Annotated in this window: 19 protein-coding genes; 9 read left to right on the plus strand and 10 right to left on the minus strand. The window is 73.3% G+C overall.

Annotation, left to right across the window (positions count from 1 at the left end):
- The first annotated feature begins 9 nt into the window (after positions 1-9).
- From ACFPFQ_RS44585 to ACFPFQ_RS44600, 4 genes are all read left to right on the plus strand, one after another.
- Positions 10-957, plus strand: a complete 948-nt coding sequence (locus ACFPFQ_RS44585) for a hypothetical protein (RefSeq protein WP_379629349.1) — start codon at positions 10-12, stop codon at positions 955-957.
- 76 nt (positions 958-1,033) lie between these two features.
- Positions 1,034-2,680, plus strand: a complete 1,647-nt coding sequence (locus ACFPFQ_RS44590; protein ID WP_379629350.1) for a hypothetical protein — start codon at positions 1,034-1,036, stop codon at positions 2,678-2,680.
- An 82-nt stretch (positions 2,681-2,762) separates the two neighbouring features.
- Complete coding sequence (locus ACFPFQ_RS44595) at positions 2,763-3,368, plus strand: hypothetical protein (protein WP_379629351.1); 606 nt, start codon at positions 2,763-2,765, stop codon at positions 3,366-3,368.
- Between the two features lie 191 nt (positions 3,369-3,559).
- Positions 3,560-3,778, plus strand: a complete 219-nt coding sequence (locus ACFPFQ_RS44600; protein ID WP_379629352.1) for a hypothetical protein — start codon at positions 3,560-3,562, stop codon at positions 3,776-3,778.
- 17 nt (positions 3,779-3,795) lie between these two features.
- On the opposite strand, the gene ACFPFQ_RS44605 is transcribed toward ACFPFQ_RS44600, so the two are convergent.
- Both ACFPFQ_RS44605 and ACFPFQ_RS44610 read right to left on the minus strand, forming a co-directional pair.
- Entirely contained in the window at positions 3,796-4,041 is a 246-nt protein-coding gene (locus ACFPFQ_RS44605; protein WP_379629353.1) for a hypothetical protein, read from the minus strand.
- Complete coding sequence (locus ACFPFQ_RS44610; RefSeq protein ID WP_379629354.1) at positions 3,969-5,060, minus strand: MFS transporter; 1,092 nt, start codon at positions 5,058-5,060, stop codon at positions 3,969-3,971. Before ACFPFQ_RS44610 ends, ACFPFQ_RS44605 begins: the two co-directional genes overlap by 73 nt.
- Before the next feature lie 135 nt (positions 5,061-5,195).
- Here ACFPFQ_RS44610 and ACFPFQ_RS44615 point away from each other — a divergent pair, with 135 nt between their 5' ends.
- The gene (locus ACFPFQ_RS44615; RefSeq protein ID WP_379629355.1) at positions 5,196-5,993 is read left to right on the plus strand and encodes a DNA polymerase beta superfamily protein; all 798 of its coding nucleotides are present in this window, start codon (positions 5,196-5,198) and stop codon (positions 5,991-5,993) included.
- A gap of 59 nt (positions 5,994-6,052) precedes the next feature.
- On the opposite strand, the gene recD is transcribed toward ACFPFQ_RS44615, so the two are convergent.
- From recD to recC, 3 genes are read right to left on the minus strand one after another with little or no spacing between them, the layout of a single operon-like run.
- Positions 6,053-7,894 carry an exodeoxyribonuclease V subunit alpha gene (gene recD, locus ACFPFQ_RS44620; protein ID WP_379629356.1) on the minus strand — a complete coding sequence of 614 codons (1,842 nt, stop codon included), beginning with the start codon at positions 7,892-7,894 and terminating at the stop codon, positions 6,053-6,055.
- Positions 7,891-11,280 (minus strand): UvrD-helicase domain-containing protein, encoded by a 3,390-nt coding sequence (locus ACFPFQ_RS44625; protein WP_379629357.1) that lies wholly within the window; start codon positions 11,278-11,280, stop codon positions 7,891-7,893. The genes recD and ACFPFQ_RS44625 overlap by 4 nt, the downstream gene beginning before the upstream one ends.
- Positions 11,277-14,666 (minus strand): exodeoxyribonuclease V subunit gamma, encoded by a 3,390-nt coding sequence (gene recC, locus ACFPFQ_RS44630; protein ID WP_379629358.1) that lies wholly within the window; start codon positions 14,664-14,666, stop codon positions 11,277-11,279. Before recC ends, ACFPFQ_RS44625 begins: the two co-directional genes overlap by 4 nt.
- A 187-nt stretch (positions 14,667-14,853) precedes the next feature.
- On the opposite strand from recC, the gene ACFPFQ_RS44635 reads away from it, so the two are divergent.
- From ACFPFQ_RS44635 to pgm, 3 genes are all read left to right on the plus strand, one after another.
- Positions 14,854-15,249 carry a hypothetical protein gene (locus ACFPFQ_RS44635; protein WP_379629359.1) on the plus strand — a complete coding sequence of 132 codons (396 nt, stop codon included), beginning with the start codon at positions 14,854-14,856 and terminating at the stop codon, positions 15,247-15,249.
- Positions 15,250-15,333: 84 nt separating this feature from the next.
- Positions 15,334-15,918, plus strand: a complete 585-nt coding sequence (locus ACFPFQ_RS44640; protein WP_379629360.1) for an HAD-IA family hydrolase — start codon at positions 15,334-15,336, stop codon at positions 15,916-15,918.
- A gap of 60 nt (positions 15,919-15,978) precedes the next feature.
- Positions 15,979-17,601 carry a phosphoglucomutase (alpha-D-glucose-1,6-bisphosphate-dependent) gene (gene pgm / locus ACFPFQ_RS44645; RefSeq protein WP_379629361.1) on the plus strand — a complete coding sequence of 541 codons (1,623 nt, stop codon included), beginning with the start codon at positions 15,979-15,981 and terminating at the stop codon, positions 17,599-17,601.
- A 456-nt stretch (positions 17,602-18,057) separates the two neighbouring features.
- Here pgm and ACFPFQ_RS44650 read toward each other — a convergent pair whose 3' ends face one another.
- From ACFPFQ_RS44650 to ACFPFQ_RS44660, 3 genes are all read right to left on the minus strand, one after another.
- Positions 18,058-19,743 carry a hypothetical protein gene (locus tag ACFPFQ_RS44650; RefSeq protein WP_379629362.1) on the minus strand — a complete coding sequence of 562 codons (1,686 nt, stop codon included), beginning with the start codon at positions 19,741-19,743 and terminating at the stop codon, positions 18,058-18,060.
- A gap of 144 nt (positions 19,744-19,887) precedes the next feature.
- The gene (locus ACFPFQ_RS44655; RefSeq protein ID WP_379629363.1) at positions 19,888-20,487 is read right to left on the minus strand and encodes a class I SAM-dependent methyltransferase; all 600 of its coding nucleotides are present in this window, start codon (positions 20,485-20,487) and stop codon (positions 19,888-19,890) included.
- Positions 20,488-20,497: 10 nt separating this feature from the next.
- Complete coding sequence (locus ACFPFQ_RS44660; RefSeq protein ID WP_379629364.1) at positions 20,498-20,896, minus strand: hypothetical protein; 399 nt, start codon at positions 20,894-20,896, stop codon at positions 20,498-20,500.
- A 107-nt stretch (positions 20,897-21,003) separates the two neighbouring features.
- On the opposite strand from ACFPFQ_RS44660, the gene ACFPFQ_RS44665 reads away from it, so the two are divergent.
- On the plus strand, positions 21,004-21,966 hold the full coding sequence (locus ACFPFQ_RS44665) for an NADPH:quinone oxidoreductase family protein (RefSeq protein WP_379629365.1): 963 nt from the start codon (positions 21,004-21,006) through the stop codon (positions 21,964-21,966).
- 57 nt (positions 21,967-22,023) lie between these two features.
- Here ACFPFQ_RS44665 and ACFPFQ_RS44670 read toward each other — a convergent pair whose 3' ends face one another.
- On the minus strand, positions 22,024-23,745 hold the full coding sequence (locus ACFPFQ_RS44670) for a BCCT family transporter (protein ID WP_379629366.1): 1,722 nt from the start codon (positions 23,743-23,745) through the stop codon (positions 22,024-22,026).
- Between the two features lie 169 nt (positions 23,746-23,914).
- Positions 23,915-24,757 (minus strand): NmrA family transcriptional regulator, encoded by an 843-nt coding sequence (locus ACFPFQ_RS44675; protein ID WP_379629367.1) that lies wholly within the window; start codon positions 24,755-24,757, stop codon positions 23,915-23,917.
- Between the last annotated feature and the right edge of the window lie 59 nt (positions 24,758-24,816).

The raw sequence follows: 24,816 nt of genomic DNA on the forward strand, positions 1-24,816 counted from the left end.
GTCCAGCCCATGAGGTTCAGCATCGATCCCTGGGATCCCACCTACGGCAACAGCCTCGACGCCGAGATGGGTGCCTCCTCGGCGCAGATCGACGCCGCCGTCGAGGTGCCGATCGAGCAGTGGGGCCCGATCGACCCGTCACCCGGCGTGCTGCCACCGTCGGCGGTGCTGTTCGTCGACGGCGTCCGGCGCGTCGATGCGCAGGTCTGGGTCGACGAGGCCGACGGCGCCGCGTCGGCGGCGCTCTGTGCCTCCTACGCCGCTGGGGTGGTCTGCTGCTGCGCCGAGGGCGCCCACCTGCTGGCCGCGCACGTGCGGCGGGGCCTGTTCACCACCACGGAGAACGGCGCCGACGTCGTCACGTCCGCGGGCACGTACCGCAGCACGCGCACCGCGCCCCGGCCCGACATCGCGCCCGTGCAGGTCCTGTCGCTGGCGCTGCAGCGCGATCTCGCCGATGTCGAGCTGGTCGCCGCGGACGCCGCGCGCGAGGAGCACACCGCCGACGACGACCTGCTCGTCGTCGACGGGCCGTTGCGGGGCCGCCAGCACCTGCCGCGGGTGATCGGGTTCGTCAAGAGCCACCGCAGCGACTACCTGCCCGCGCAGCTCGGCGCGGTGGTGGGCCGGCTGCAGGCGGGACAGCGCACGCCGGTGTTCCGGCTGGGCAGCTCCTGGGAGCGCCACACCTGGTACCTGCGGCTGCCGTGCGCGCCCGGTGCGCCATGGGCGGGCGTGGTGCGGGTGGAGTGCAGCGCTGAGCTCACGGTGGCGGCGGCCATCGCGCTCGCCGACGTCAGCCAGGTCACGCTCGTGCGCTACGCGTCCACCGAGTACAAGGATTCCCGCGCCCCGCAGAACCTGTACCCGATCGCCGGGCTGGAACGCGCACTGCGGCGCCGGTTGGGCGAGCCGTCGGTGCTCTACCGCGCGCTGCGCCGGGCCGCGGCGGCCTGATTCGCCTATCACCACGGGGTGCACGCTCGGCGGACGTTTCGGCAATGGCCGAAGCGGTTGATCCGCCGCAGCGCCCGTGTCCGAAGATGATGATCTCGCGGTGGCGCACCAGGACACCATCGCCGAGGGAAGGACGGGTGTGGGCAGAACGGTACGGCGGACCACAGCACTGCTGATCGGGGTGCTGCTGGTGGCGGCGACGACGGCCGGCTGCACGGTGGCGGTGAGCGGGCAGGCCAAGGCCCCTCGCGGGGCGGCGCCGCTGCCCGTGACGGGACCGCCGGACCGCGACCCGGCCGCGGTGCTCCCGGCGTTGCGGCAGATCGACCCGTGCGGGCTGCTCGACCTCGACCACGCCCGAGCGCAGTTCGAGCCCGGGTCGGGCTACCTGCCCCGCGGGCCGCACGGCTGCGCCATCACCCCGGTGCCCACGCAGCGCTACAGCCCGGAGTTCTCGCCCTACCTCGAGGTGGAGATCGGCGTGAAGTCCGACCGGTTCGCCCGGCTGCGCTTCAAGCCCGTGACGCTGGCCGGTGCCCGCGGCTACGAGTCCCTCGATCCCAACGACAGCAAGGGGTGCGAGTTCCAGCTCCCGGTGAGCCAGCGCTACGCGATCTCGTTGAAGGGCACCGCCGGCGGCGGCCAGCCCTGCGACGTGCTGCGCCCCTACGCGGAGTTCGCCGCGAAGGCGCTGCAGAGCCCCGACGCGCTGCCGGCCAACGCGCGCGCCTACGGGAAGTGGGACGGCTGCTTCCTCGTCGCGGCGACGCTCGGGGAGGCGGGCAAGGACTACGACTACGAGCCCAACGGGATCTACGACGAGTTCTCCGGCTGCAGCACCAGCCTGCGGGATTCCGCCGACAGCGGCCCGCGCATGAACCTGCGCTACGACGTGGCGCTGACGGCGAAGGAGACCACGGGCACGCTCGCCGGCCACCCCGTGGAGAGGACGACCGGCACGAAGTACTGCAGCTACAAGTGGGTCCAGGGCAGCAGCGGCGTCGACAACAAGTGGGTCGGTGCCGCGGTGATCCAGATGACGGGCAACGACTGCGAAACGGTGGAGAAGTCCGCAGCTCAGGTCATGGCGCAGATCGAGCAGGCGCCGCCGGCGAGCACCGTCGCGCTGCAGCGCCCGCTGCTCTACGGCCCTGACGACAACGACACGGGAGCGCTGGGTGCATGTGCCGACTTCTCGGCGTCCAACGCCGGTGACGACTGCACCCCCTACGACGGCAAGCTGGTCGTCTCGGGCACACCCCAGGACATCCTGACCGCAGGCGACAAGGACCGGAACATGCAGTGCGCGGTGTTCCAGGACGCGCTGAAGGCCCACCTCGGTGCCGATCTCACCCCGATCAGCTGGGGAGCCCACTGCTTCTTCGTGCAGCCGTCCCACGCCCTGCAGGTGCAGGTCAACCTGTCCGCGTCGTTCCCGGCGGGCGACTACGGCAAGAACAACGGGCCCGACGCCGAGCAGCAGACCACGGAGTTCGGCGGCAAGCCCGCCATCACCTTCTACGGCGGCCAGCGCTCGTCCTACGACATCTACCTCTCCCCTGCAGGGGACCTGGCGGCCAAGGGCCATCTGCACATCCGGCTGGAACCCGGTGCGGTCCGCGGGGCACCCGTCGGCGGCGCCGGCCGCGTCCCGGTCACACCGGAGCAGGCTGCGGCGGCCGGACAGGTGATGACCGACGTCGTGCAGCGGTACTTCACCTGAGCAGAGGGTAGGGCTGGGCCCACCCCCGATCCGGGGTCCGGACCCGCTGCCCTCCCGGTCTCCGCCGGTCAGGATTGCTCCCATGACCACACCGCGGAACGCCACCGCAGACTCCCGCCCCTTCTTCGTCCTCGCGGCCGCGGGATTCCTCGGTGGCTGGATCCTGCTGCGCCCCATCCACGGATCCTTCACACCGGGCCTGTGGTGGACCCTCGCCCACACCGTCTGGCTCATCGGGTTCGTCGCGTTCGTCCCGGTCGGGCTGGCGTTGCGCCGGGCGGCGGGCCCGGGCCGGGTCGGCGACCTCGCCGCGGGCGTGGTGGTGCTCAGCGCGCTGGCCAACATCGTGCAGATGTCGCTGGACCTCGTTGCGGGTGCCGGTGCGGCCGACGCGGTCGACGCGCTGCGCGACATCGACTGGGTCGACGCCGTGGTCTACACGGTGGGTGCCCCGCTGATCTTCCCCGCGGTGGCGGTGCTGGCCGCGCGGCGGGCCGTGTCGGTCCCGGCCGCGTCCGCGGTCGGCATCGGAGTCGTGATGCTCGCCGTCGGGCTGTTGGCGCTGGGCCGCAACCACCCGGTGACGCCGGCCGGCATGCTGGTGTTCGGCGTCGGGCTCGTCGCGCTCACCGTGCGGCGTCAGATCTCCGGTGCTCATCACGTTCGGTCAACATCTGTCGCAGCTTGAGACGCCAGTGAGGCGCAGATCACGTCGAAAAGGTACCCAGCGTGATCGAGGCCACGGTGGATGTGACAGGCCGTGCGCGAGAATTCCGTATGGACGACACACGTCCACGGGTGGTCCGAATGTCGACGTCGACCAAGGTGCCCTCCCCTGACAACGTCCGGCCCCGGCCGGATGGCCGGGCTGGAGAACTCATGATCATGATCTGTGAGCGTTGCTTCGCCGAGATCGGTGCCGGCGAGCCGTTGCTGCGCCTCGCCCACCTGCATGAGGCACACCCGGACGGCAGCATCACCTGGGTGCACACGTTCGTCCACACCCAGGCGTGCGTCGCGGTCCGCACGGCCGACCACGAGCGTCCCGACACCGGTGCGTGGAACCCCGCGCGCGGGATCGGCACCCACCGCAACTGACTCGTGCGCCGCGTTCCTCAGCCGCTGCGTGCGGGCTGGGTGTCGGTGTCCGCGGTGCCGAACTGGATGCCCTTCGCCTCCTTGCCGATCAGGGCCAGCACGACGATCGCGACGACCACGGGCACCACGGTCCAGGTGAGTGCGAACGAGTAGCCGTAGTTCTCGGCGAGCGCCTCCTGGATCGGGAGGTTCAGCGCTGCGAACAGGTTGCCCAACTGGTAGGTGACGCCGGGGTAGAAGCCCCGGATCGCGTCCGGGGACATCTCGTTGAGATGCACCGGGATGACGCCCCACGCGCCTGCACGAACACCTGCATGAGGAACGATCCGAGCAGCAGCAACCCGACGCCGTGGTCCACCGCGAACAGCGGCAGCACCGGCAGCGCGAGCACGGCGCAGAACACGATCGTGTAGCGGCGACCGAACCGTTCGGACAGCCAGCCGAACAGCATCCCGCCGATGATGGCCCCGACGTTGTACCCGATCACGACCAGCGATGCGGTTCCTGCGGAAAGCCCGGCACCGCCGTGATCGGTGGCCTTGAGGAATGTCGGATAGACGTCCTGAGTGCCGTGCGAGAACCAGTTGAATGCGGTCATCAGCAGGATCAGGTAGACGAACCGGCGGATCACCTTCCCGTTGAGCACGACGTCGCGCAGCCGGGTGCGGGTCACCTTCAACTGCTCCCGGGTGCTCACCCAGGCCTCCGACTCCTGCACTCGCGACCGGATGATCAGGCTGATCAGCGCGGGCACGATCGACAGCGCGAACAGCCAGCGCCACGAGAGCCCGAGCCACGAGTGCACCCCGAGGTAGGCCAGCGAGGCGAGCAGGTACCCCGCGGCGTAGCCGCCCTGCAGGATCCCGGAGAAGAGGCCGCGCCGGTTCGCCGGCACCTTCTCCATGGCCAGCGCCGCGCCGAGGCCCCACTCGCCACCCATGCCGATGCCGTAGAGCAGCCGCAGCACCAGCAGCACGGTGAAGTTCGGCGCGAACGCGCAGAGGAAACCGATCACCGAGTAGAACGTGACGTCGACCATCAGCGGGATGCGCCGCCCCACCCGGTCGGCCCAGAGTCCGAAGATCAGGGCACCCACCGGGCGCATCACGAGCGTGGCCGTGGTCAGGAACGCCATCGTGGTGAGTGACGTCCCGAATTCCTGGGCGATATCGGCGTACACGAGCACGACGATGAAGTAGTCGAACGCATCCATCGTCCAGCCCAACTGGGACGCGATGAGTGAATTGCGCTGGTCCGAGTCGAGAGTGGCGGCGCGCGGCATGCAATGCGGTGTACTCCTGCTCGGACACACCGGCAACCGCTGGTTCGAGTGGTCGCCGGAGAGTCGCCGAAGAATGGCGCGAATCGGTCGAAAACGACTCGCGCGGTGGCTGCGTTTCCGGCAGGGTCTTCTGCCATGTCCACCGCACAGCACACCGAGCACGGCAACGGCGAGATCGCCCGTGCCGGCGAGATCCTGCGCACCGTCGTCGGTTCCGGTGTGCACGGCATCGCCATTCCCGGCACCGACGACCACGACGAGATGGGCGTGTTCATCGAGCCGCCCGATGGCGTTCTCGGCATGGCGCCCGCCGTGCCGCACTACATCTGGCGCACGCAGCCGGAGGGGGCGCGCTCGGGCCCCGGCGACGTCGATCTCGTCCTGTACTCGCTGCGCAAGTACCTGCGGCTGGCCACCAAGGGCAACCCGACGGCGCTGCTGCCGCTGTTCGCGCCCGCCGACAGCGTCATCGTGATGACGCCGCTGGGGGAGGAGCTGCGCACGCTGGCGCCCGCGATGCTGTCGCGCCACGCCGCCCGCCGGTTCCTCGGGTTCATGGGTGGCCAGCGCGATCGGCTGCTCGGCATCGGCCGGCGTAGCGCGATGCCCAACCGGCCCGAGCTGGTGGCGCGCTACGGCTACGACGTCAAGTACGCCTCACACGCGCTGCGCCTGGCCCACCAGGGCCTGGAGGTGGTGCGCGACGGCAGGCTGACGCTGCCGATGCCCGACGTCGAGCGTGAGGAGGTGCTCGGGGTCAAGCGCGGCGACGTGCCCGTGCTCGCCGACGTGCTGGCTCGGATCGCCGTGGTGGCGGCCGAGATCGAGGAGCGCATCGACACCGGCCGCACCCCGCTGCCCGCCGAACCCGACCTCGCCGCGGTCACCGAATGGGCGGTCAGCGCCCACCGCCGCCACTGGGGCTGGGCGTAGCTCCGGCCGAACGCCCACTGGCTCATGATCCAACCCGAACCAGTGGGCGTTCGGCGCTGTCAGCCGGCGGAGAGGCGCCTGCGCAGCCCGCTCGCCCGCGCGACGGGCCGGGAGACGGCGGCGCGCACCGCTTCCTCGGTGCCGACGATCCGCACGAACTCGCGCGCGCGGGTGACCGCCGTGTAGAGCAGCTCGCGGGTGAGCAGCGGTGACTCGGCGGGTGGCAGCACCACCGTGACGCGGCGGAACTGGCTGCCCTGCCCGCGGTGCACCGTCATGGCGTGCACCGTGGCCACCTCGGTGAGCCGCGACGGCGGGTACAGGGTGGGTGGGCCACCGCGCGCGAACGCGACGCGCGGCCCCTCCGGTCGCGACACGACCACGCCGGTGTCGCCGTTGAACAGGCCGATGTCGTAGTCGTTGGCCGTGATCAGCACCGGGCGGCCGGGATACCACGGCCCGTCGGACGGCCGGTGGACGCCGGCGGCGTGGACCGGGGCGAGCCAGCGCTCGATCTCACCCGTCCACCGCGTGACGCCGAACGGTCCGCGGCGGTGGGCGCACAGCACCCGGTGGGCCTCCAGCTCGGCCAGCGCCGCATCGGCGTCGCCCGCGAGTGCCGCACTGGCCAGCGCGGACCCCGACGCGACGACGTCGTCACGCACCTCCTCGAGCGCGGCGAGATCGTGCACAGCGGGTGCGACGAGCGCGAGATCGTCGGCGCCGCGGCGCAGCAGGGCGATCGCGGTGTCGGCATCACCGGCCTGCACCGCGCGGGCGAACTCGGCGATGGTGCCGCCGAAGCGCCACACGTGCTGCAGCGTGACCACCCCGTTGACCACGCCGGTGGGCAGCTCCAGCGCCGCCAGCGCGGCGTCGAGTGCCGGTTCGGGGCGGCCCGCCGCGCGGGCGAGATCGCCCAGCACCGCGCCCGCCTCCACCGAGGCGAGCTGATCGGGGTCGCCGACCAGCAGCAGCCGCGCGGTGGGCCGCACGGCGTCGAGCAGGCGCGCCATCATCGTGAGCGACACCATCGACGTCTCGTCGACCACCACGACGTCGAAGGGCAGCCGCTGCGCGGCGTTGTAGCGGAACTCGCCGCTGCCCGGCCGCCAGCCCAGCAGCCGGTGCAGCGTGGACGCCGCGGGTACCCGCGCCCGCAGCTCCGCAGGAAGCTCCGCGGCCACCGCCTCCTGCAACCGCGCCGCAGCCTTGCCGGTGGGTGCGGCCAGCGCAACCCGCAGCCGGCCCGGCTGCTCGGCCAGCAGCGCCAGCAGCCGCGCCACGGTGGTGGTCTTGCCGGTGCCGGGCCCGCCGGCCAGCACGGTGACGCGACGCAGCGCGCCCACCGCCGCGGCCAGGCGCTGCTGCTGCGAGCCCTCGGCGACGAAGAGCCGGTCCAACCCGGCACGCAGCGCCGCCGTGTCGACCTCCGGCGGCTCGGCGGCGGCACGCTCCTGCAGCGACAGCCGGACGCGTTCCTCCTCGCGCCAGTAGCGCTCCAGGTACAGCAGGCCGTCGACCAGCCGCAACGGCCGCCCGCCCGAGGTGTCGCCACCGCCGGGCCCATCGGCCACCAGCGGGCCTGCCGTGCACAGCGCCGCCCACGTGGACGGCTCCGGCCAGGGCAGCGCGGAGACGTCGAGCAGCTCGTCGGACTCGCCGAGCACGGTGTGGCCGACCGCGGCCAGATCGACGCAGACCGAGCCCAGCCGCACCGCCCGCACCGCGAGCGCGACGGCGAGCAGCACCTCCGGGCGCTCCTCCCCGCCGAGCCGTCCCACCCGCACGGCCACGTGGACGTCGGACGGGTCGAGCACGCCGGCCACGTTGAACGCGCCGAGCAGCCCGGACGCCGAATGCGCGAGCCGGGGGTCGCCGACGTCGAGGAGCTCCGTCACGACGTGGCCCCGTCCAGCCGCCGGGACAGCTCCACGATCAGCTCCGGGGGAGGGGCCCAGCCGAACACGCCGCACGCCACGCCGTGGACGGTGGGGGTGGCGGGCCCGCACATGCCGCGGACGAACAGGTACAGCATGCCGCCCAGGTGGGAGGCGGGGTCGTAGTCGGGAAGGCGCCAGCGCAGGAACCGGTGCAGCGCCACGCCGTAGAGCAGCGCCTGCAAGGGGTAGTTGGCCGCGATCATCGCCTCGGCCAGCAGCGGCGGCACGTAGTGGGCGGCGGTGAGGGGCTCGCGCCCGTCGGCACCCATCGGGCCCAGCCAGTTGGTCTTGTAGTCGACCACCACGAACTTCTGGTTCGGCAGGCGCAGCACGGCGTCGATGCTGCCGGTGAGGTACCCGCGCAGCGGCTGCTCGGCCAGTGCCGGTGACTCCAGCGCGTCGGGGTAGGCGTGCAGCGGATCCGCCGCCGGGAGGTGGCGGCGCAACACCGGAGCGAGGTCGCCGAGCGTGACCGGCGCACCCCCGACCCCGCGCTGTGCCGCGTCGCCCCCGCCGAGCGGCAGCTCGAAGTCGAGCTCGGCGAGCCGATCGCTCGGGGCGATGTCGGCCAGCGCCAGCCCACCCGCCAGCGGCCCGAGCGGCGTGCGCGCGGCCGGCACCAGCGCCGCACCGAGCGTGGCGGCCTCCAGGCCTGGCGTCGGGGAGAGCGCGAGCTGCTCCGCGGCGCGGGCGACGAGCTCCGCCGGCAGATCCGGCGCGGTGAGGTCGGCGACCTCGAAGATGGCGTGCACCAGCGTGCCGAAACCGGTGCCGACCGGCAGCTCCGCCATCGGTGACGGCACGGCCGCCGCCGCGGCGTCGGTGCTCACCGCCACGACCTCGACGGGCGCCTCGTCCTCGGTGCCGGGGTGCTCCGGCTCGCTGGCCACCCCGGACGACCCGTGCCCGGCGCCCGCGGTGAGCGCCGAGTACGACGTGCGCCGCCAGTCGCGATCGAGCTCGCGGGTGAAGGCGGCCGCGCTGAGCTCGCCGGCAGCCTCCTGACGGCGCCCGGTGCTCCCCACGGCAGGTTCGACACCGCCGGTGACGACCGCCTCGACGGCCAACACCGGCGAGGCGAGCCGGCGCAGCGACTCGAGCGCGGCCGTGTCGGTGGGGATGCGGTAGATCTCGGCGGGCACCGAACCCGGGTCCGGGCGCCCGATGAGCAGCCGGTGCACCGGCGACGTGGCGCAGGTGGTGGCCGGCACCCACCACGTGACGACCTGGCAGCGGGCGCGCGTCATCGCCACGTAGAGCAGCCGCAGGTCCTCACCCGCCTCCTCCGCGCGGTGGCGGGCGCAGCGCTCGCGCCAGCCCTCGCCGCTCTCGCCGCCGACGTCGAGCACGCGGGCGCCGGACTCGTCGTGCAGCAGCGGCACGTCGGGATCGCGGACGTTGCGATCCCAGCCGAACGGCACGTAGACGATCGGGAACTCGAGGCCCTTGCTGCGGTGGATCGTGATGATCTGCACCGCGGCGGCGTCGGACTCCAGGCGCCTGCTGCGTTCGGTGCCGACGTCGACGGCGGCCTCGTCGATGCGGTGGCGCAGCCAGTCGACCAGCGCGGCCGGCCCGAGGTGCCCGGCAACGGCGGCGGCGTGCAGCGCCTGCGCGATGTGGCGCAGGTCGGTGAGCCGCCGCTCGCCGTCGGTGGTGCCCAGCAGCCGCTGCGGCAGCGCGGTGTCGGTGGTGACGGCCTCCAGCAGCGCCGCGACACCGCGGGCGTGCAGCACCGCGGCCCAGGACCGCACCCGCGCGCCGAGCTCGTCGAGCAGTGCCTCGGCGGCGGGCCCGCACAGCTCGGCGACCGTGCGGCCCAGGAAGCAGGTGAGCGCGGCGGCGCGGAGCCGGAACGCGCGCGGCTGCTCCAGCGCCTCCAGCAGGTGCAGCCACTCGCGGGCGATCGGCGTGCCGAAGACGCTGGCGGTGCCCGAGAGCACCGCGGACACCCCGGCGGCCGAGAGCGCCGCGTGGATCATGGCGCCCTGGTCGTTGGTGCGCACCAGCACCGCGACGTCGCCGGGTGCGATCGGCCTGTCCTCGATCTGCGCCGGACCGGCCAGCAGCGCCGCGATGTCGGCGGCGGCGTCGCGGGTGACGGCCGCGCGGGCCGGCCCGATCACGGCGATGTCGCGCTTGGGCGCCCGTGGCAGGCCCACCCGGGACAGCACCCGCACCCGCAGCGGCGTGTCGACGGGTGCGCCGCGCAGCCGCTGGCCGGGGTGCGCGGACTCGACGGGGTGCACCGTGATGCGTCGATCACCCAGCGCGGCACCGTTGAACACCGTGTCGAGCGCCCGCAGCAGCGGGGCGTCGCTGCGGTAGTTGGTGTCGAGCGTGGCGTGGCCGCCCGCGGCCTCGGTGGCGTCGAGGTAGCTCAGGACGTCGGCCCCGCGGAACGCGTAGATGGCCTGCTTCGGATCGCCGATCAGGACGAGCGTGGTGCGGCCGGTGGGATCGTCGACGAACGCGCGCTGCAGGATCTCCCACTGGACGGGGTCGGTGTCCTGGAACTCGTCGACGAGCACGACCCGGTAGCGGTCACGCAGCCGTTGCGGGGCACCGCGGGACGGATCGGCCAGCGCATCGGCGAGCCGGGTGAGCATGTCGTCGAAGGTGTAGAGCCGCCGCACCCGTTTGCGGCGCGCCACCTCGGCGCGGACCGCGGTGGCGAAGCGCTGCCGCACCTGCGCGGGGCTGCCGGGCACCGCGGCGGTGGGCTCCAGGCGGGCCTGCCCGTCGTTGACGGCCCGGCGGGCCAGCGTGAGAGCCTCGGTGCGCCCGAACGCGGGGGTGCCCGCGGCGCGGTCGCCGTACTTGCGCACGTAGAAGTCGTCGACGACCTCGGTGACCAGATCGTCGATGGACTCGACGAACACCGCGTCGGGATCGCGGTCACCCGCCACCCCCAGCCCCGCGAGCATCTGCTGGCAGAACTGGTGGGTGGTGGCGATGGTGGCGGCGTCGAACTGCCCCAGCGCGCGGCTGAGCCGGGCGCGGCGGCGCTCGACCTCGGCGTCGTCGACGCTCGCCAGCAGCCGCAGCAGCGCGTCGTCGCCGTCGCGGGCGGCCTCGGCGTCGGCCAGCCCGCGCTCGGCCGACACGAGCCGGTCGCGCACCCGCTCGCGCAGCTCCTGGGTGGCCTCCCGGCCGAACGTGACCAGCATCAGCTCCGGCAGCGTGGCGACGCCCTCGGCGACGTAGCGCGTGGCCAGCGCGGCGATCGTGAACGTCTTGCCGGTGCCCGCGCTGGCCTCCAGCACGGTGGTGCCGGTGGGCAGCGCGCCGTAGACGTCGAAGCGGGCGGGGGCGAGCACCGCGGCGCCGATCGTGCCGGTCATCGGCGCACCACGTCCTCGGCCTGCAACAGCGGGGCCCACAACCGCATCGCGAGCGTGCCGAACCGGGTGGGCTCGCCGTTCGGTGGCCCGGGCTGCCCGGTGATCACCTCGGGCGGCGCGGCGGCGCCCCAGACGCGCACGTACGCGTCGTCGTTGCGTTCGACGATCATGGAGCTCCAGATGCGCATCGACTCCTCGAGCGCCTCGGCGGCACCGGCGCCACCCAGCCGCACGCGGGCGTAGGTGCTGCCGGCCAGCGTCGGCAGCGGCAGGGGCTCCGCCAGGCCCTCGCGGTGCAGCGCGACGAGGTCGGTGAGCAGGTGCAGCGCCGCCGCCGGCGCGAGCGGGCCCGCCGAGGCGATGGACAGCCCGTAGCGCTGGCCGCGCCCGAGCGTGACGGCCCGCCACGGCTCGCCGGTGGCTGCGGTGATGGCCAGCAACCGGGCCCAGGCGCGGACCCGCTGCTTGGGGGCGAGCCGGGAGTACTCGACGCGGACCAGGGTGCGCTCGTCCAGCGCGTTGCGGTACAGCCCGCCGAGCGTGCCGACCACCCGGGTGCCGTCGGGCAGGGTGACGTCGATGTCCTGGTCGGTGACCTCCCCGCCGCGCACCGGCTCGGCCGCGGCCACCAGCGGCTCGACGTCGTCGAGCACGCGGCGCAGCAGCGCGTCGCCCAGCGCCCCGGGGGGCAGCTCGCCGCGGCGCCACTCGGCCTGCCGGCAGCGATCGAGATCGAGACCACCGAGCCGATCGCGCAGCATCCGGTCGCCGATGGCCCACACACCCAGGCCGTCGGGCTCGACGGGCAGCGCATCGGCCGGATCGTCCTCACCGGCGTAGAGCGAGAGCCCGACGCGCTGGCGCAGGAACCCCTTGACCGGGTGCTCGAGGAACAGCACGAGGTCGTCGAGCAGCAGCGTGTCGGCCACCAGCGTCGGCAGCGGCGCGGCCACGAAGGGCGGTGGCGCGAGCTTGGTGCCCGCCGCGGCGCGCGCCCCGGCCAGCTCGACGCGGTCGAAGCTGAACGCCCGGGCGGGCACCAGCGCGTCGGCGGTGAAGTTGCGCGCGTCGAAGGGCTGCAGGGGGTGGCGCACCACGATCTGCCGGCGGGCCTCGATGCCCGCCGTGGCCTCGACGGCGTCGAGCAGCTCCCCGAGCGGGACGGCGGCCGGGCGCCGCGCACCGGTGCGCTCGTCGGCGCCCGAGTGCACCACCACCAGCGACTCGGTGGCCGAGCAGAGGGCGTCGAGCAGCAGCTGGCGATCCTCCGAACGGGCGTCGCGCTCGCCGACGAGCGGATCGCGCGCCAGCACGTCGTCGCCGTCGACGACCCCGGCGCGGGGGAACACGCCGTCGTCGAGGCCGAGCAGGCACACCACGCGGTGGGGCACCGACCGCATCGGCACCAGCGTGGCCACGGTGAGCGTGCCGGTGCGGAAGTTGGCGCGCGTGGGCCGCCCGCGCAGCCGCTCGGCCAGCAGGCCCCGCACGTCGCCCAGCCCGAGCGCGACGGTGGCCGCGTGCGGGCCCGCGGCCTGCACGGCCGCCGCGAGCTCGGCCCGGGCCTGCGCGGCCTGCCAGGCATCGGTGTCGGTGGTGTCGGTGAGCAGGTCGAGCCCGCGGGCCAGGGCCGCGGCCCACGCGGCGAGCGGTTGCTCGCCCGCGAGCTCGGTGAGGATCGCGCAGAGGCGGTCGACGAACTCGGCGAGGCGCCCGATGCGCTCGGTGTCGCCCGACTCGACCTCGGCCATCGGCAGCGCCGTGCCCAGCCACTCGTGATCACCCTGGCCGTCGAGCGCGCCGGGCATGGTGACACCGAGCAGCAGCCGGTCCAGCCCCGCGGCCCAGGTGTTCTGCGGGAAGCCGTCGAGGTGGAACGGCGCCCGGTGGGCGGCGTCGAGACCCCACCGCACCCCCGAGCGGACCGTGAGATCGCGCAACCGGTCGAGGTCGGCGTCGTCGAGGCGGAACCGGTGGCGCACCGGCTCGGACGCCAGCAGATCGAGCACCTGGGACGCGGTGAGGCGCGCGTCGGCGAGATCGAGCAGCTGCGCGATCGTGGCCAGCAGCGGGTTGACCTGCCGCAGCGCGCGATCGGCCAGCCGCACGGCGAGCTGCTGGCCGGGGTGGCCGTGGTGCGCCGACCCGGACGTGTCGTCGACGTCGCCCAGCCCGAAGCTCGCCGAGATCAGCGGCGCGAACGTCTCGATGTCGGGGCACATGACGACGATGTCGCGCGGCTCGAGCGTGGGATCGGCGGCGAGCAGCCCCAGCACGATCTCGCGCAGCACCTCCACCTGCCGGTCGGCGCCGTGGCAGGAGTGGATCTGCACGCTGCGGTCACCGGGGGCGGGCGGGACCGGCGCCGGGGGCGGTGCGTCGTCGTGCAGCTCCCGCTGCAGCCGGTGCAGCAGCGACGGCGTGGACGACACCGACGGCGCAGGCCGCTCGTGGTGGTGGTGGACGGCGTCGGGTGCGGCGGCGCCCAGTCGGGTCTGCAGCTCGCGGACATCGCGGCCCAGCGACGCCAGCAGCGGATGGCGCGCGGCATCCGCTCCCGGGTCGCCGCGGCGTCGCGGCACGACCGGGGTGGGCGTGGCGCGCGCCCACAGCGCGGGGGAGGGGTGCGGCAGCCACAGGTGCACCTCGCGGTGGCGCCCGAGGACGGTCAGTACCGAGAACTCCTCGGCCGTGAGCCGCGTGGGACCGAACAGCGACAGCCGCTCGGGCAGCGCGGCCCGTCCGGGCTCGGCCAGCAGGACCGAGCAGGCCTGCGCCAGCCGCTCGGCCGGACCCGGCACGCCGATGCGCGCCCGCAGCCGGCGCCACAGCTCCGGCTGCCAGGCCAGATCGGCACCGACGTCGGCGTCGATGCGCTCCTGCCAGGCCCGCACCGTCTCCGGGCGGTGCGCGGCGTAGGAGCCGAAGAGCTCCGCGAGCCGCCGCGCGGTGGCGTAGCGGCGGCCGCGCCGGGCCGCATCGCCCTGCCCGGCTCCGAGGTGCGTGCCCAGCGGCGCGCACCAGGCCTCGCCCGCGCTCTCGTCGATGACCTCGAGCAACGGCCACACCGCGCGCGACGGGCGCCACGGATCGTCGTCGGGATCGACGCCCGCCGCTCCGCACACCGCGGCCCCGACCACCGAGGCGGGTGAGGCGAACGTGATGCCGGCACACACTCCGTCGCCGAGGCCGGGCGTGACACCCAACCGGTGCGACAGCCGCTGCGCGAGCCAGCGCTCCACGCCCTTGGCGGGCACCGCCACGATCTCGGCGGCGAACGGATCGCCCGACGGCTGCGACAGCATCGCGCCGAGCGCATCGGCGAGCGTGTCGGCGCGCTCGGCCCGGTGCACATGCAGTGCACCTGCGCTGTCGGTCGGGGCCATGGAGGAGACCGTAGGACCCGGGCCCGACAAGCCCGGATCCGGCCGTCCGAACACGCCGCAGGCATCCCCTCACCGTGGGTGATGGCTCCGAATAAACGACACGATGGTGGTATCCCCTCGCGGACCCGTTAACGGAAAGCTGTGCTCTACGAAAGCATCGGTACAGGGGTGAGAGGGAGGTGCCGAGATGGACGAGGCAGCAGTCGATCCAGCAGCGGTCGAGCCGGCAGTGCCGCAGCAGCGTGGGATCCGTGACCACGCCCGCGGCGAGGTACTGCACCGGCATGCGCGCCTCGCGAAGAGCGGCCGTCCGGTGTTCTGCACGCCCAGCCGGGCCGAGCTCGCCGGCACGATGATCCCGCGCCAGACCCGCGGCACCGACGGCAAGGTCATCTACTCCACCCGCGAGGACGCCGAGGCGGCCGCCCGCGAGCTGGAGGAGCTCGGTGCCCGCTACCTGCGGCCCTACCTGTGCGGGCGCTCCCGCAGCGGGCACTACCACCTCACCACCGACACCACGCAGCGCTCGATCCTGCCGCTGCACCTGCGCATCCCGCAGCAGCGCGGGCAGCTGTCGGCCTGAACCCCGCCTGACCCGTCGAGCCACAGGGCCCCTCCCCATGGGAGGGGCCCTGTCGCACGTCCGGGGCCGGATACGGTTCGACGCGTGGAACGCACGGTGGTCTTCGATCTCGGTGATGTGCTCGTCCCGTCCACCGGCGTGCTGCCGGTGATCGCCGCCGCGCTCGACGTGGACGTCGCGACGCTCGCAGGCGCCTACTGGCCGCCCCGCGTGCCCTACGACCTGGGCGGTTCCCCGCAGGCGTACTGGACGGCCGTGGTCACCGCGCTCGGCCGCGTCCCCGATCCGGAGCTGCTGCGCAGGCTCGAGGAGCTCGACTCGGCGAGCTGGTCGGCGCCGTCGGCTGCCGCGCTCGTGCTGCTGGCCGACCTCGCGGCGGACGGGGTCCGGCTCGGCCTGCTGTCCAACGCACCCGCGCCGCTCGCGACGGCCGTGCGGGCCGCGCACTGGAGCGCGCGCTTCGCCCATCTCGTCTTCTCCGCCGACCTCGCGCTGGTCAAGCCGGACCCGGCGATCTACGCCGCGGCCGACGGTGTCTACGGCACCGCGCGGGGCGACGTCGTGTTCTTCGACGACCGCGCCGACAACGTCGCGGCCGCCCGCGCGCACGGCTGGGACGCCCACCTCTGGACCGGCGTGGCCACGGCACGGGACGCGCTCGATCGCTGAGGGCGTGCGAGGTGGCAGGGTAGGGGCCGCACGCGCCTGCCAGCCCCAGGAGGATCTTCGATGCCGACCGACCCCCGCGCCGGGACCCCCGCCCAGCCGAGCGATCTCGTCGACGTCGGGAAGCTGCTCGCCGCGTACCAGGACCTGCACCCCGACCCGGCCGTGACCGCCCAGCGGGTGGCCTTCGGGACGTCGGGGCACCGCGGCTCGTCGCTGACCACCACGTTCAACGACGACCACATCGCGGCCACCAGCCAGGCCATCTGCGAGTACCGCGCCGCGCAGGGCACCGACGGGCCGCTGTTCATCGGCCGCGACACCCACGCGCTGTCCGAGCCGGCGTGGATCACCGCGATCGAGGTGTTCCAGGCCAACGGCGTCGACGTGCTGGCCGACGGTGACGACGCGTACACCCCGACGCCCGCGGTGTCGCACGCGATCCTGCGCCACAACGCCGGGCGCACCGACGGGCTGGCCGACGGCGTGGTGGTCACGCCCTCGCACAACCCGCCCGCCGACGGCGGGTTCAAGTACAACCCGCCCCACGGCGGCCCCGCCGACACCGACGCCACCGGCTGGATCGCCGGGCGCGCCAACGCGCTGCTGGAGGCGAAGCTGCAGGGCGTGCAGCGGCGATCGCTCGATCGGGGGGCGCTGGCGCGCTACGACTTCCTCGGCGAATACGTGGCCGACCTGCCGAACGTGGTGGACCTCGACGCCATCCGCTCGGCCGGCATCCGCATCGGCGCCGACCCGCTCGGCGGCGCCAGCGTCGCGTACTGGGCCGCGATCGCCGAACGGCACCGGATCGACCTGACCGTCGTCAACCCGGCCGTCGACCCGCAGTTCGGGTTCATGACGCTGGACTGGGACGGCAAGATCCGGATGGACTGCTCGTCGCCGTACGCGATGGCGTCGCTGGTGGCCGCGCGCGACCGGTTCCCGATCTCCACCGGAAACGACGCCGACTCCGACCGCCACGGCATCGTCACCGCCGACGGCCTGATGAACCCCAACCACTTCCTGGCCGTCGCCATCGGCTACCTCTTCGCCAACCGGCCCGGCTGGTCCGCGGCAGCGGGTGTCGGGAAGACGGCCGTCAGCTCGTCGATGATCGACCGGGTGGCCGCCGACCTGGGCCGCACCCTCGTCGAGACCCCCGTCGGGTTCAAGTGGTTCGTGTCCGGGCTGCTCGACGGCTCGTTCGGCTTCGGTGGCGAGGAGAGCGCGGGCGCATCGTTCCTGCGCCGCGACGGCGGGGCGTGGACGACCGACAAGGACGGCATCATCCTGGCGCTGCTGGCGTCGGAGATACTGGCCGTCACGGGCGAGAGCCCGTCGCAGCGCTACCGGACGCTCACCGAGAGGTTCGGCGACCCGGCCTACGCGCGCATCGACGTCGCCACCACCCCCGAGGCGAAGGCGCGGCTGGGCAAGCTGTCGGCGTCCGACGTCACGGCCTCGGAGCTGGCGGGGGAGCCGATCACCGCGCGGCTGACCGAGGCGCCGGGCAACGGGGCGCCGCTGGGCGGGCTGAAGGTCACCACGGCGTCGGGCTGGTTCGCCGCCAGGCCGTCGGGAACCGAGGACGTCTACAAGGTCTACGCCGAGAGCTTCCAGGGGCCCGAGCACCTCGCCCGGATCCAGGAGGAGGCCCAGGCGGTGGTGTCGGCGGCGCTGTAGCGCGCACGCGAGCCGCGCTGCCCGGTCCTCGCGATGGCAGGAAGGTCCGTCATGGCCTGCGGCCGCCATGAAAGAGGAGAACCGGGACGTCGGCTGCGGATGGGGGCGTGCCCCGCGCCACGGCGCCCTCACCGGGCCGGCAGATCAACAGGAGAGGGCACAACAACCACCGCGGATCATGCTCGCCGAGGCGCACAGGAGGGCCCGGCGTGGGGCGCTGCGGTGCGGGTGGGCGTTGATCTTCGTGCCGGTGGTCGAGCGCGCAGTGGCTCATGATCCAACCGGAACCGGTGGGCGTTGACCACTCGCTCGGCGCGGCAGGGTCTCCGTTGCAGGACGGGTTCCGGACGGGTCTCCGCTGGCAGGCCACCCTCGAGCAGCGATGGCAGGAAAGCCACTTTCCCGCAACGAGATTGCAGGAAAGTGGCTTTCCTGCAACGTCGGGCGGGCGGGGGCTCAGCCCGTCAGCGGCGGGCGGGTGTGGGCGTCGCAGTCGATGTGCGGCCCGGGGCCCGGCCCCGCCCGGTGCCCGGTGTGCAGGTCGCGACGCTGCCGCGCCACCTCCCGGCCCGGGGTGCCGGTGCGGGCGAGCGCGTAGAGCGCGAGCTTGCGGTGCACCGGGTGCTCGGCCCGCTTGAGGTAGCGCAGGATCTCCTGCGCCGCGGTTCGCCGCGGCCGCGCCGCCACCCACTCCGTGAGCTCCGCCTCCGCCACCTCGCTGTGCATCGTGGCGCAGCGGACGCAGACGTACTCGATGTCCTCGCCGGCCAGCTCACCGACCAGCGGTGCGTGCACGCCCTGCTCGGTGAGCATCTCGTGCACCGCCCACAGCCCGATCGGCGTGAGCGACACGAGCGTCGGGTCGGGATCGTCACGACCGGCCAGCTCGATCAGCTCGTCGTGGTTGTCGCCGTCGAGGCTCTCCTCGAGGTGCACGGCGCCGAGCAGCTCCAGCGCGTCCAGCAGCGCGGTGACGTCGCGGCGCCACAGCCGCTGCTCGACGTCGCCCGCGAGGTCGTCGACGACGCAGCCCATCCGCTCGTTGACGGTGTCGCGCACGACCCGGTGGAACAGCTCGACCGGGATCGGCTCGCCACCGGCGGCGTAGAGGCGGTGCAGCAGTATCGGGAACGCCTCACCCAGCCCCATGCCGAACAGTGACGGCGCGCCGAAGACGTTGGAACCGCCGAAGTGCTCACCGATGCCGCCGACGGCCTCGAACGCGCGGCGCCACAGCTCGATCGGCCGGGACAGCAGCGGAGCGGAGCTGCGGACCTGCACGAGCCTGCCGTGCACCACCCGCACCAGCCGGGCCTCGCGCGCCCAGTGCAGCAGCAGCGTGATCTCGGGCAGGTCGTCGCTCGTGCGGGCCCGGTCGCGGGAGAAGTGGTCGAGGTCCAGCGCGTCGGCCACCGAGCGGGCGTCGTGCAGCAGCAGCCTGCCCTCGCGGGTCATCGCGCGCCCGGCGCGGACCCAGCGGGTGAACGCCCGCAGCCGGGCCAGCGCGACGCTCGAGTCGGCGGCCGCGAGCATCCGGGCCGCACCGGGCAGCAGGACGGGCGCGAGCTGCGGCCGCGGCTGCTCGGGGACGTCGGCCGCCTGCCGGCGCGTGATCTCGTCGAGCGCCCCGCGGTCGATCGGCAGCTCGCCGGAGTTGACCTGCTGCAGGAACCGCGCCACCGCCGACGGATCGGCCGTCGGCACGCCGTGGCGCAGCATCTGCACGGCCCAGAACGTGCCGAGGTCGTGGTTGCGCTCGTCATCGAGCGCGTCGTAGAGCGCCGGGGTGGAGTCGACGACCTGCGCGTGCAGCTCCTCGGGCGGGGAGGAGAGGGAGTCGAGCCAGTCCTGGTCGGCGAGGAACCCGATCAGCGCGTGCATCGCCGTGGGGACGGCGTCGCGGTCGTCCTCGAGCAGCGCGACCGTGCGGGGGAACCAGACGGCCAGCGCGTCGGCGACGTGCTCGCGCGTCCAGTGGCCGAGCCTGCCGTCGCCGCCGTGCTTGTGGTCCAGCGCGGCCGCGACGAGGGACGGCTCCACCTCCATGCCGCGGCGGCGGGCCCACGCGACGATGTGCAGGCGCAGGCTGTCGCGGACAGCCGCGTACTCCTCGAAGTCGTCGGGGCCGAACACCAGTCGCACCCGGCCCACCTTCTCAGCTCGCCCGTGGCTGCACGCAGCGGGGGTGGATCATCGCACGCATCCCGGGCGTGTCGCGCCGTCGAGAACGTACCTGTCGTGATCAACAGGGCCCGATGATCACCGTAGGTGCGTTCTCGACGGGGTTCAGCGGGGCCGGCGGGCCTCGTAGACCACCGCGGGGGGCATGTTGCGCCACACAGTCGGGCTGATCACGACATCGCCGAAGTGCGCCCGCAGATCGCCGAGCTGACGCCGTGCGGGCGGGGCCCAGCGTGACCACGTGTACGCGAACTGGGTGAAGACGCCGGTCGGCGCGAGGACGTCGGTGATCACCGCATGCAGCGGTCGCCCGCCCGGCGCCGGCGTGTACGCCACCCAGGGCAGGCCGCTGACCACGGCGTCCACCCGCGTGACGCCCCGATCGGCGAGGATCGCAGCGAGCTCGCGGACGTCTCCCCGCACCACGTCGACGTCCGGGTGGCGCTCCTGCAGCAGCTGCGCCCATCCGGGATGCAGCTCGACGGCGACGTGGCGCCCGCGGCCACCGATGCGCTGCTGGATCGCGCGGGTGAACGAGCCGGTACCGGGGCCGAGCTCGACGATCACGGGGTGGGGTCCCGATGCGAGGAGTGGGGCCGTCATGGCCGCGGCCAGCGCCGGGGAGCTGGGCGCGACCGCGGCGGTGTGCAGCGGGTCGCGGACGAACTCGCGCAGGAACAGGCCGGTGTCCGCCCAACTCGACATGATCGCGACGCTAGCGGCCCTTCACGCCGATCGCGACGACACCGGCGAGAAGTACGGGGATGGCCCACTCGAGTTTGTGCATTGTTGACGCGGGCGTGTTGGGGTCGGCACCGAGCTTGGCCGTGCCGGCGGTGGCACCGACGGCGGCGGTGGTGAGCGCGAGGCGCATCACGCTGGCCCGGTCGCGGCGGGTGGCGAGCAGTCCGACGCTGCCGAGCACGTGCGCGCCGAGCGCGGCCTTGGCCAGCGGCGCCCAGCGCTCCCAGCCCGCGGTGACGACACGGTCGCGGTCGGCGGGCCCGGCGGCGTCGGCCGCCGCGTTCAGCCCGGTGGCGCCCATCAGCGAGCCGCCGAACCAGGCGGCCCCGCCGACGTCGTGCAGGGTACGAAGAACTCCTGTGCGGTCCATCAGGTCTGCTCCCGGGGGCTGACGGCGGGTATACCTACGTCAGGTCGTCGATGTGGGTCGACCGTTGCCACAACGTCTGTCATGGCGTCGACGAAGGGGATCATTGCATGCGCGCGGTGCAGGTTGTTCGGCTGGACGGACCGGCGGCGGTGGAGGTGCGAGAGGTCGACGAACCCCGTCGCGGAGCCGACCAGGTGCTCATCGAGGTCAAGGCCGCCGGGCTGAACTTCCCCGATGTGCTGCAGTCCAAGGGGCAGTACCAGTACAAGCCGGAACTGCCGTTCACGCTGGGTTCGGAGGTCGCCGGGATCGTCCGGGAGGCACCCGAAGGGTCCCCGTTCCAGCCCGGTGACCGGGTCGTCGCGTTCGCCGGCACGGGCGCGTTCGCGGACCTCACCGTCGCGAACGCCGACCAGGTACTGCCGCTGCCCGCCGAGATCTCCTTCGCCGCAGGAGCCTGCCTGCCGATGAACTACCTGACGGTGCACTTCGCGCTGTTGGTGCGCGGGCATCTGCGGGCCGGCCAGACGGTGCTGGTGCAGGGCGCCGCGGGCGGCGTCGGCACGGCGGCGATCCAGCTCGCCGCGGCGCTGGGCGCGCGCGTGATCGCGGTGGCGTCGACGCCGGAGAAGGCCGAGGTCGCGAAGTCGGTCGGGGCGCACGAGGCGGTGCTGGCCGACGGCTTCCGGGACGCGGTGAAGGCCATCGCGCCCGGCGGCGTGGACATGGTGGTGGACCCGGTGGGTGGTGACCGCTTCACCGACTCGCTGCGCTGCCTCGCACCGGAGGGCAAGCTGCTGGTGATCGGCTTCACGGCGGGTGACATCCCCACCGTGAAGGTCAACCGGTTGCTGCTCAACAACATCGACGTCGTCGGCGTGGGCTGGGGGGCGTTCGCGCTGAGCCGTCCCGGCTACATGGCGACCGAATGGGACGAGCTGCTGCCGCACCTGCGCTCCGGTGCGCTCAACCCGCTGATCAGCGAGGCGTTCCCGCTCGACAAGGCGGCCGAGGCGCTGGCCCGCATCGACGAGCGCAAGGTCACCGGCAAGGTCGTGCTGGAGCCCTGACCCGGCCGTTCCGGGTGACGGCCGGCGGATCACGATGGGTGATCCGCCGGCCGCCGATCACTTCGTCTCGTTGCCCGCGGTGTGGTCGGCGACGGGATCGTCGTCGTCGTGCGGTTTGACGGGCAGGAAGAAGTTGTCGCCGTAGGTGCGGGTGCCGAACTCCGCGGCGTGCTCCACCGCGGTGATCGCGCGGGTGCCCCGGCGCACCATCGGGTCGTTGCGCAGGTCCTTCACCAGCGCGACGCACAGCGCCACCATCACGAGCGCGAACGGCGCCGCGGTGATGATCGTGATGTTCTGGATGCCGGTGAGCGCCTCGCCCTCCTTGCCCACGAGCAGCATGACGATGGCGACTCCGCCCATCACGATGCCCCAGAACACCACCACCCACCGCGCCGGCTCGATCGAGCCGCGCTGCGCCAGCGTGCCCATCACGATCGACGCCGCATCGGCGCCGGACACGAAGAAGATCGCCACCAGGACCATGGCGATCACGCTCAGCACCGCGCCGAGCGGCAACGTGTGCAGCAGGCCGAACAGCTGCCCCTCCGTGCTCTGCGACGCGAGGTCGGTTCCGGTCCGCTGCAGGTTGATCGCGGCGCCGCCGAAGATCGCGAACCAGACCAGCGAGACCGCGCTCGGGATCAGGATCACGCCCGTGACGAACTGCTTGATCGTCCGGCCGCGGCTGATCCGGGCGATGAACATGCCGACGAACGGCGTCCACGAGATCCACCACGCCCAGTAGAAGACGGTCCAGCCGGCCAGCCACGTGGCGGTGGCGTCGCCGCCGGTCGCGGCCGTCCGCGCCGCCATGGAGGCGAGGTTGCCGAGGTAGTCACCGATCGCGGTGGGCAGCAGGTTGAGGATCAGGACGGTCGGGCCGGCCACGAACACCACGACCGCGAGCACGCCCGCGAGCACCATGTTGATGTTGGAGAGCCACTGGATGCCCTTGGCGACGCCGGAGACCGCCGAGCACACGAACGCGACGGTGAGCACCGCGATGATCGCGACCAGGCCGGTCTTGCCGATGTCGGGCAGCCCGTTGGCCTGCAGGCCCGCCCCGATCTGCAGCGCGCCCAACCCGAGCGATGCGGCCGACCCGAAGAGCGTGGCGAAGATGGCCAGGATGTCGATGGCCCGGCCGAACGTCCCCTCGGTGCGCCGCGTGCCCAGCAGCGGCGCGAAGGCCGAGCTGATCAGCTGGCGCCTGCCCTTGCGGAACGTGCTGTAGGCGATGGCCAACCCGACCACCGCGTAGATCGCCCACGGATGCAGCGTCCAGTGGAACAGCGTGGTGGCCATCGCGACGTCGAGCGCGGCGTCGGTGGCCGCGGGCACCGTGCCCGGTGGTGGGCTCGTGAAGTGGGTGAGCGGCTCGGACACCCCGTAGAACATGAGGCCGATGCCCATGCCCGCGCTGAACATCATCGCGACCCACGAGACGGTGCGGAACTCCGGCGCCTCGCCGTCGCGACCCAATGGCACCCGGCCGTAGCGCCCGAACGCGAGGTAGAGCGCGAACACGACGAACCCGCTGGCGGCGAGCACGAACGCCCAGCCGCCCGCGTTGATCACGCCGTTGAGCACGGCCTTCGCGACGGCGGCCAGCGTGTCGGTGGACATCGCGCCCCAGGCGAGGAACGCGACGGTGAGCACGGCGGCGATGCCGAACACCCAGCGGTCGAGCGGATGCTGCTGCTCGGCGGTGCCGACCTCCGGCTCGGTTCCGTCTGCGGTGGACCCGGGATCCCGGGGTGTGTCCTGAACTGTCATGTCGTGGACGTCGGCGGTGGTGCCGTCGACGCCTACCCCCTCACGCCGCTCGGGCCTCGAGGCTGCGGTGCTCCCGGGGCATTTGGTCGGAATGTTCGGACAACATTCCGTCCTGATGGGCGGCGCGTCAACCGGAGGGGGTGTTCGGCGCAGCGCCGAGGGGCGCCGCTCAGTGCCGCGCCGCCCACGTCCCGGCGGTCGCCTCCTGCTGCACGAAGTCCGAGAAGTCGCGCGGCTTGCGGCCCAGCGCCCGCTCGACGCCGTCGGTCAGCGAGGCGTTGCGGCCGTCGAGCACCTCGGTGAACAGGTGCTCGAGCAGCCCCACGAGATCGGCGGGCAGGTGCAGATCGGTCAGCGCGGCGGCGTACTGGGCAAAGCTGATCGGCACGAAGGTGATCTCCCGACCGGTGGCGGCCGCGATCTCCGCGACGGCGGCGGCGAACGTGAGCAGCCGGGGCCCGGTGACCTCGTAGAGCTCGCCGGCGTGCCCGTCCCCGGTCAGGGCGGCGACGGCGACGTCGGCGATGTCGTCGGTGTCGATGAACGGCTCCGGCACGGCGTCGACGGGGAGGGCGACCTCGCCGTCGAGGATCGGGTCGAGGAAGTAGCTCTCGCTGAAGTTCTGGTTGAACCAGCTCGCGCGCACGACCGTCACCTCGCCGCCGGCGTCGCGGACGGCCTGCTCGGCGGCCTGCGCGCCGGGCTCACCGCGCCCCGACAGCAGCACGATCCGGCGGGCACCGGTGCCCACTGCCAGCCGCGCGAACGCCCCGACCGCCGCCGCGGCGCTCGGCACCGCGAGGTCGGGGTAGTAGGAGAGGTAGACGGCGCCGACGCCGTCCAACGCGGGCTCCCAGGTGGTGGGGTCGTCCCAGTCGAAACCGGGATCGGCCGACCGCGAGCCGATCCGGATCGGCCTGCCCGCGGCGACGAGTCGCTGGGCCACGCGGGAGCCGGTCTTGCCGTTGCCGCCGAGCACGAGAGTGACGGGGGCGTCGCTGTTCTGTGTCATGACGCCAGTCAAGACGACGATCGTGAGACTCGACATAGGCGAGAAGCTCATGTGCATGC

The sequence above is a fragment of the Pseudonocardia sp. GCM10023141 genome, from assembly GCF_042653605.1.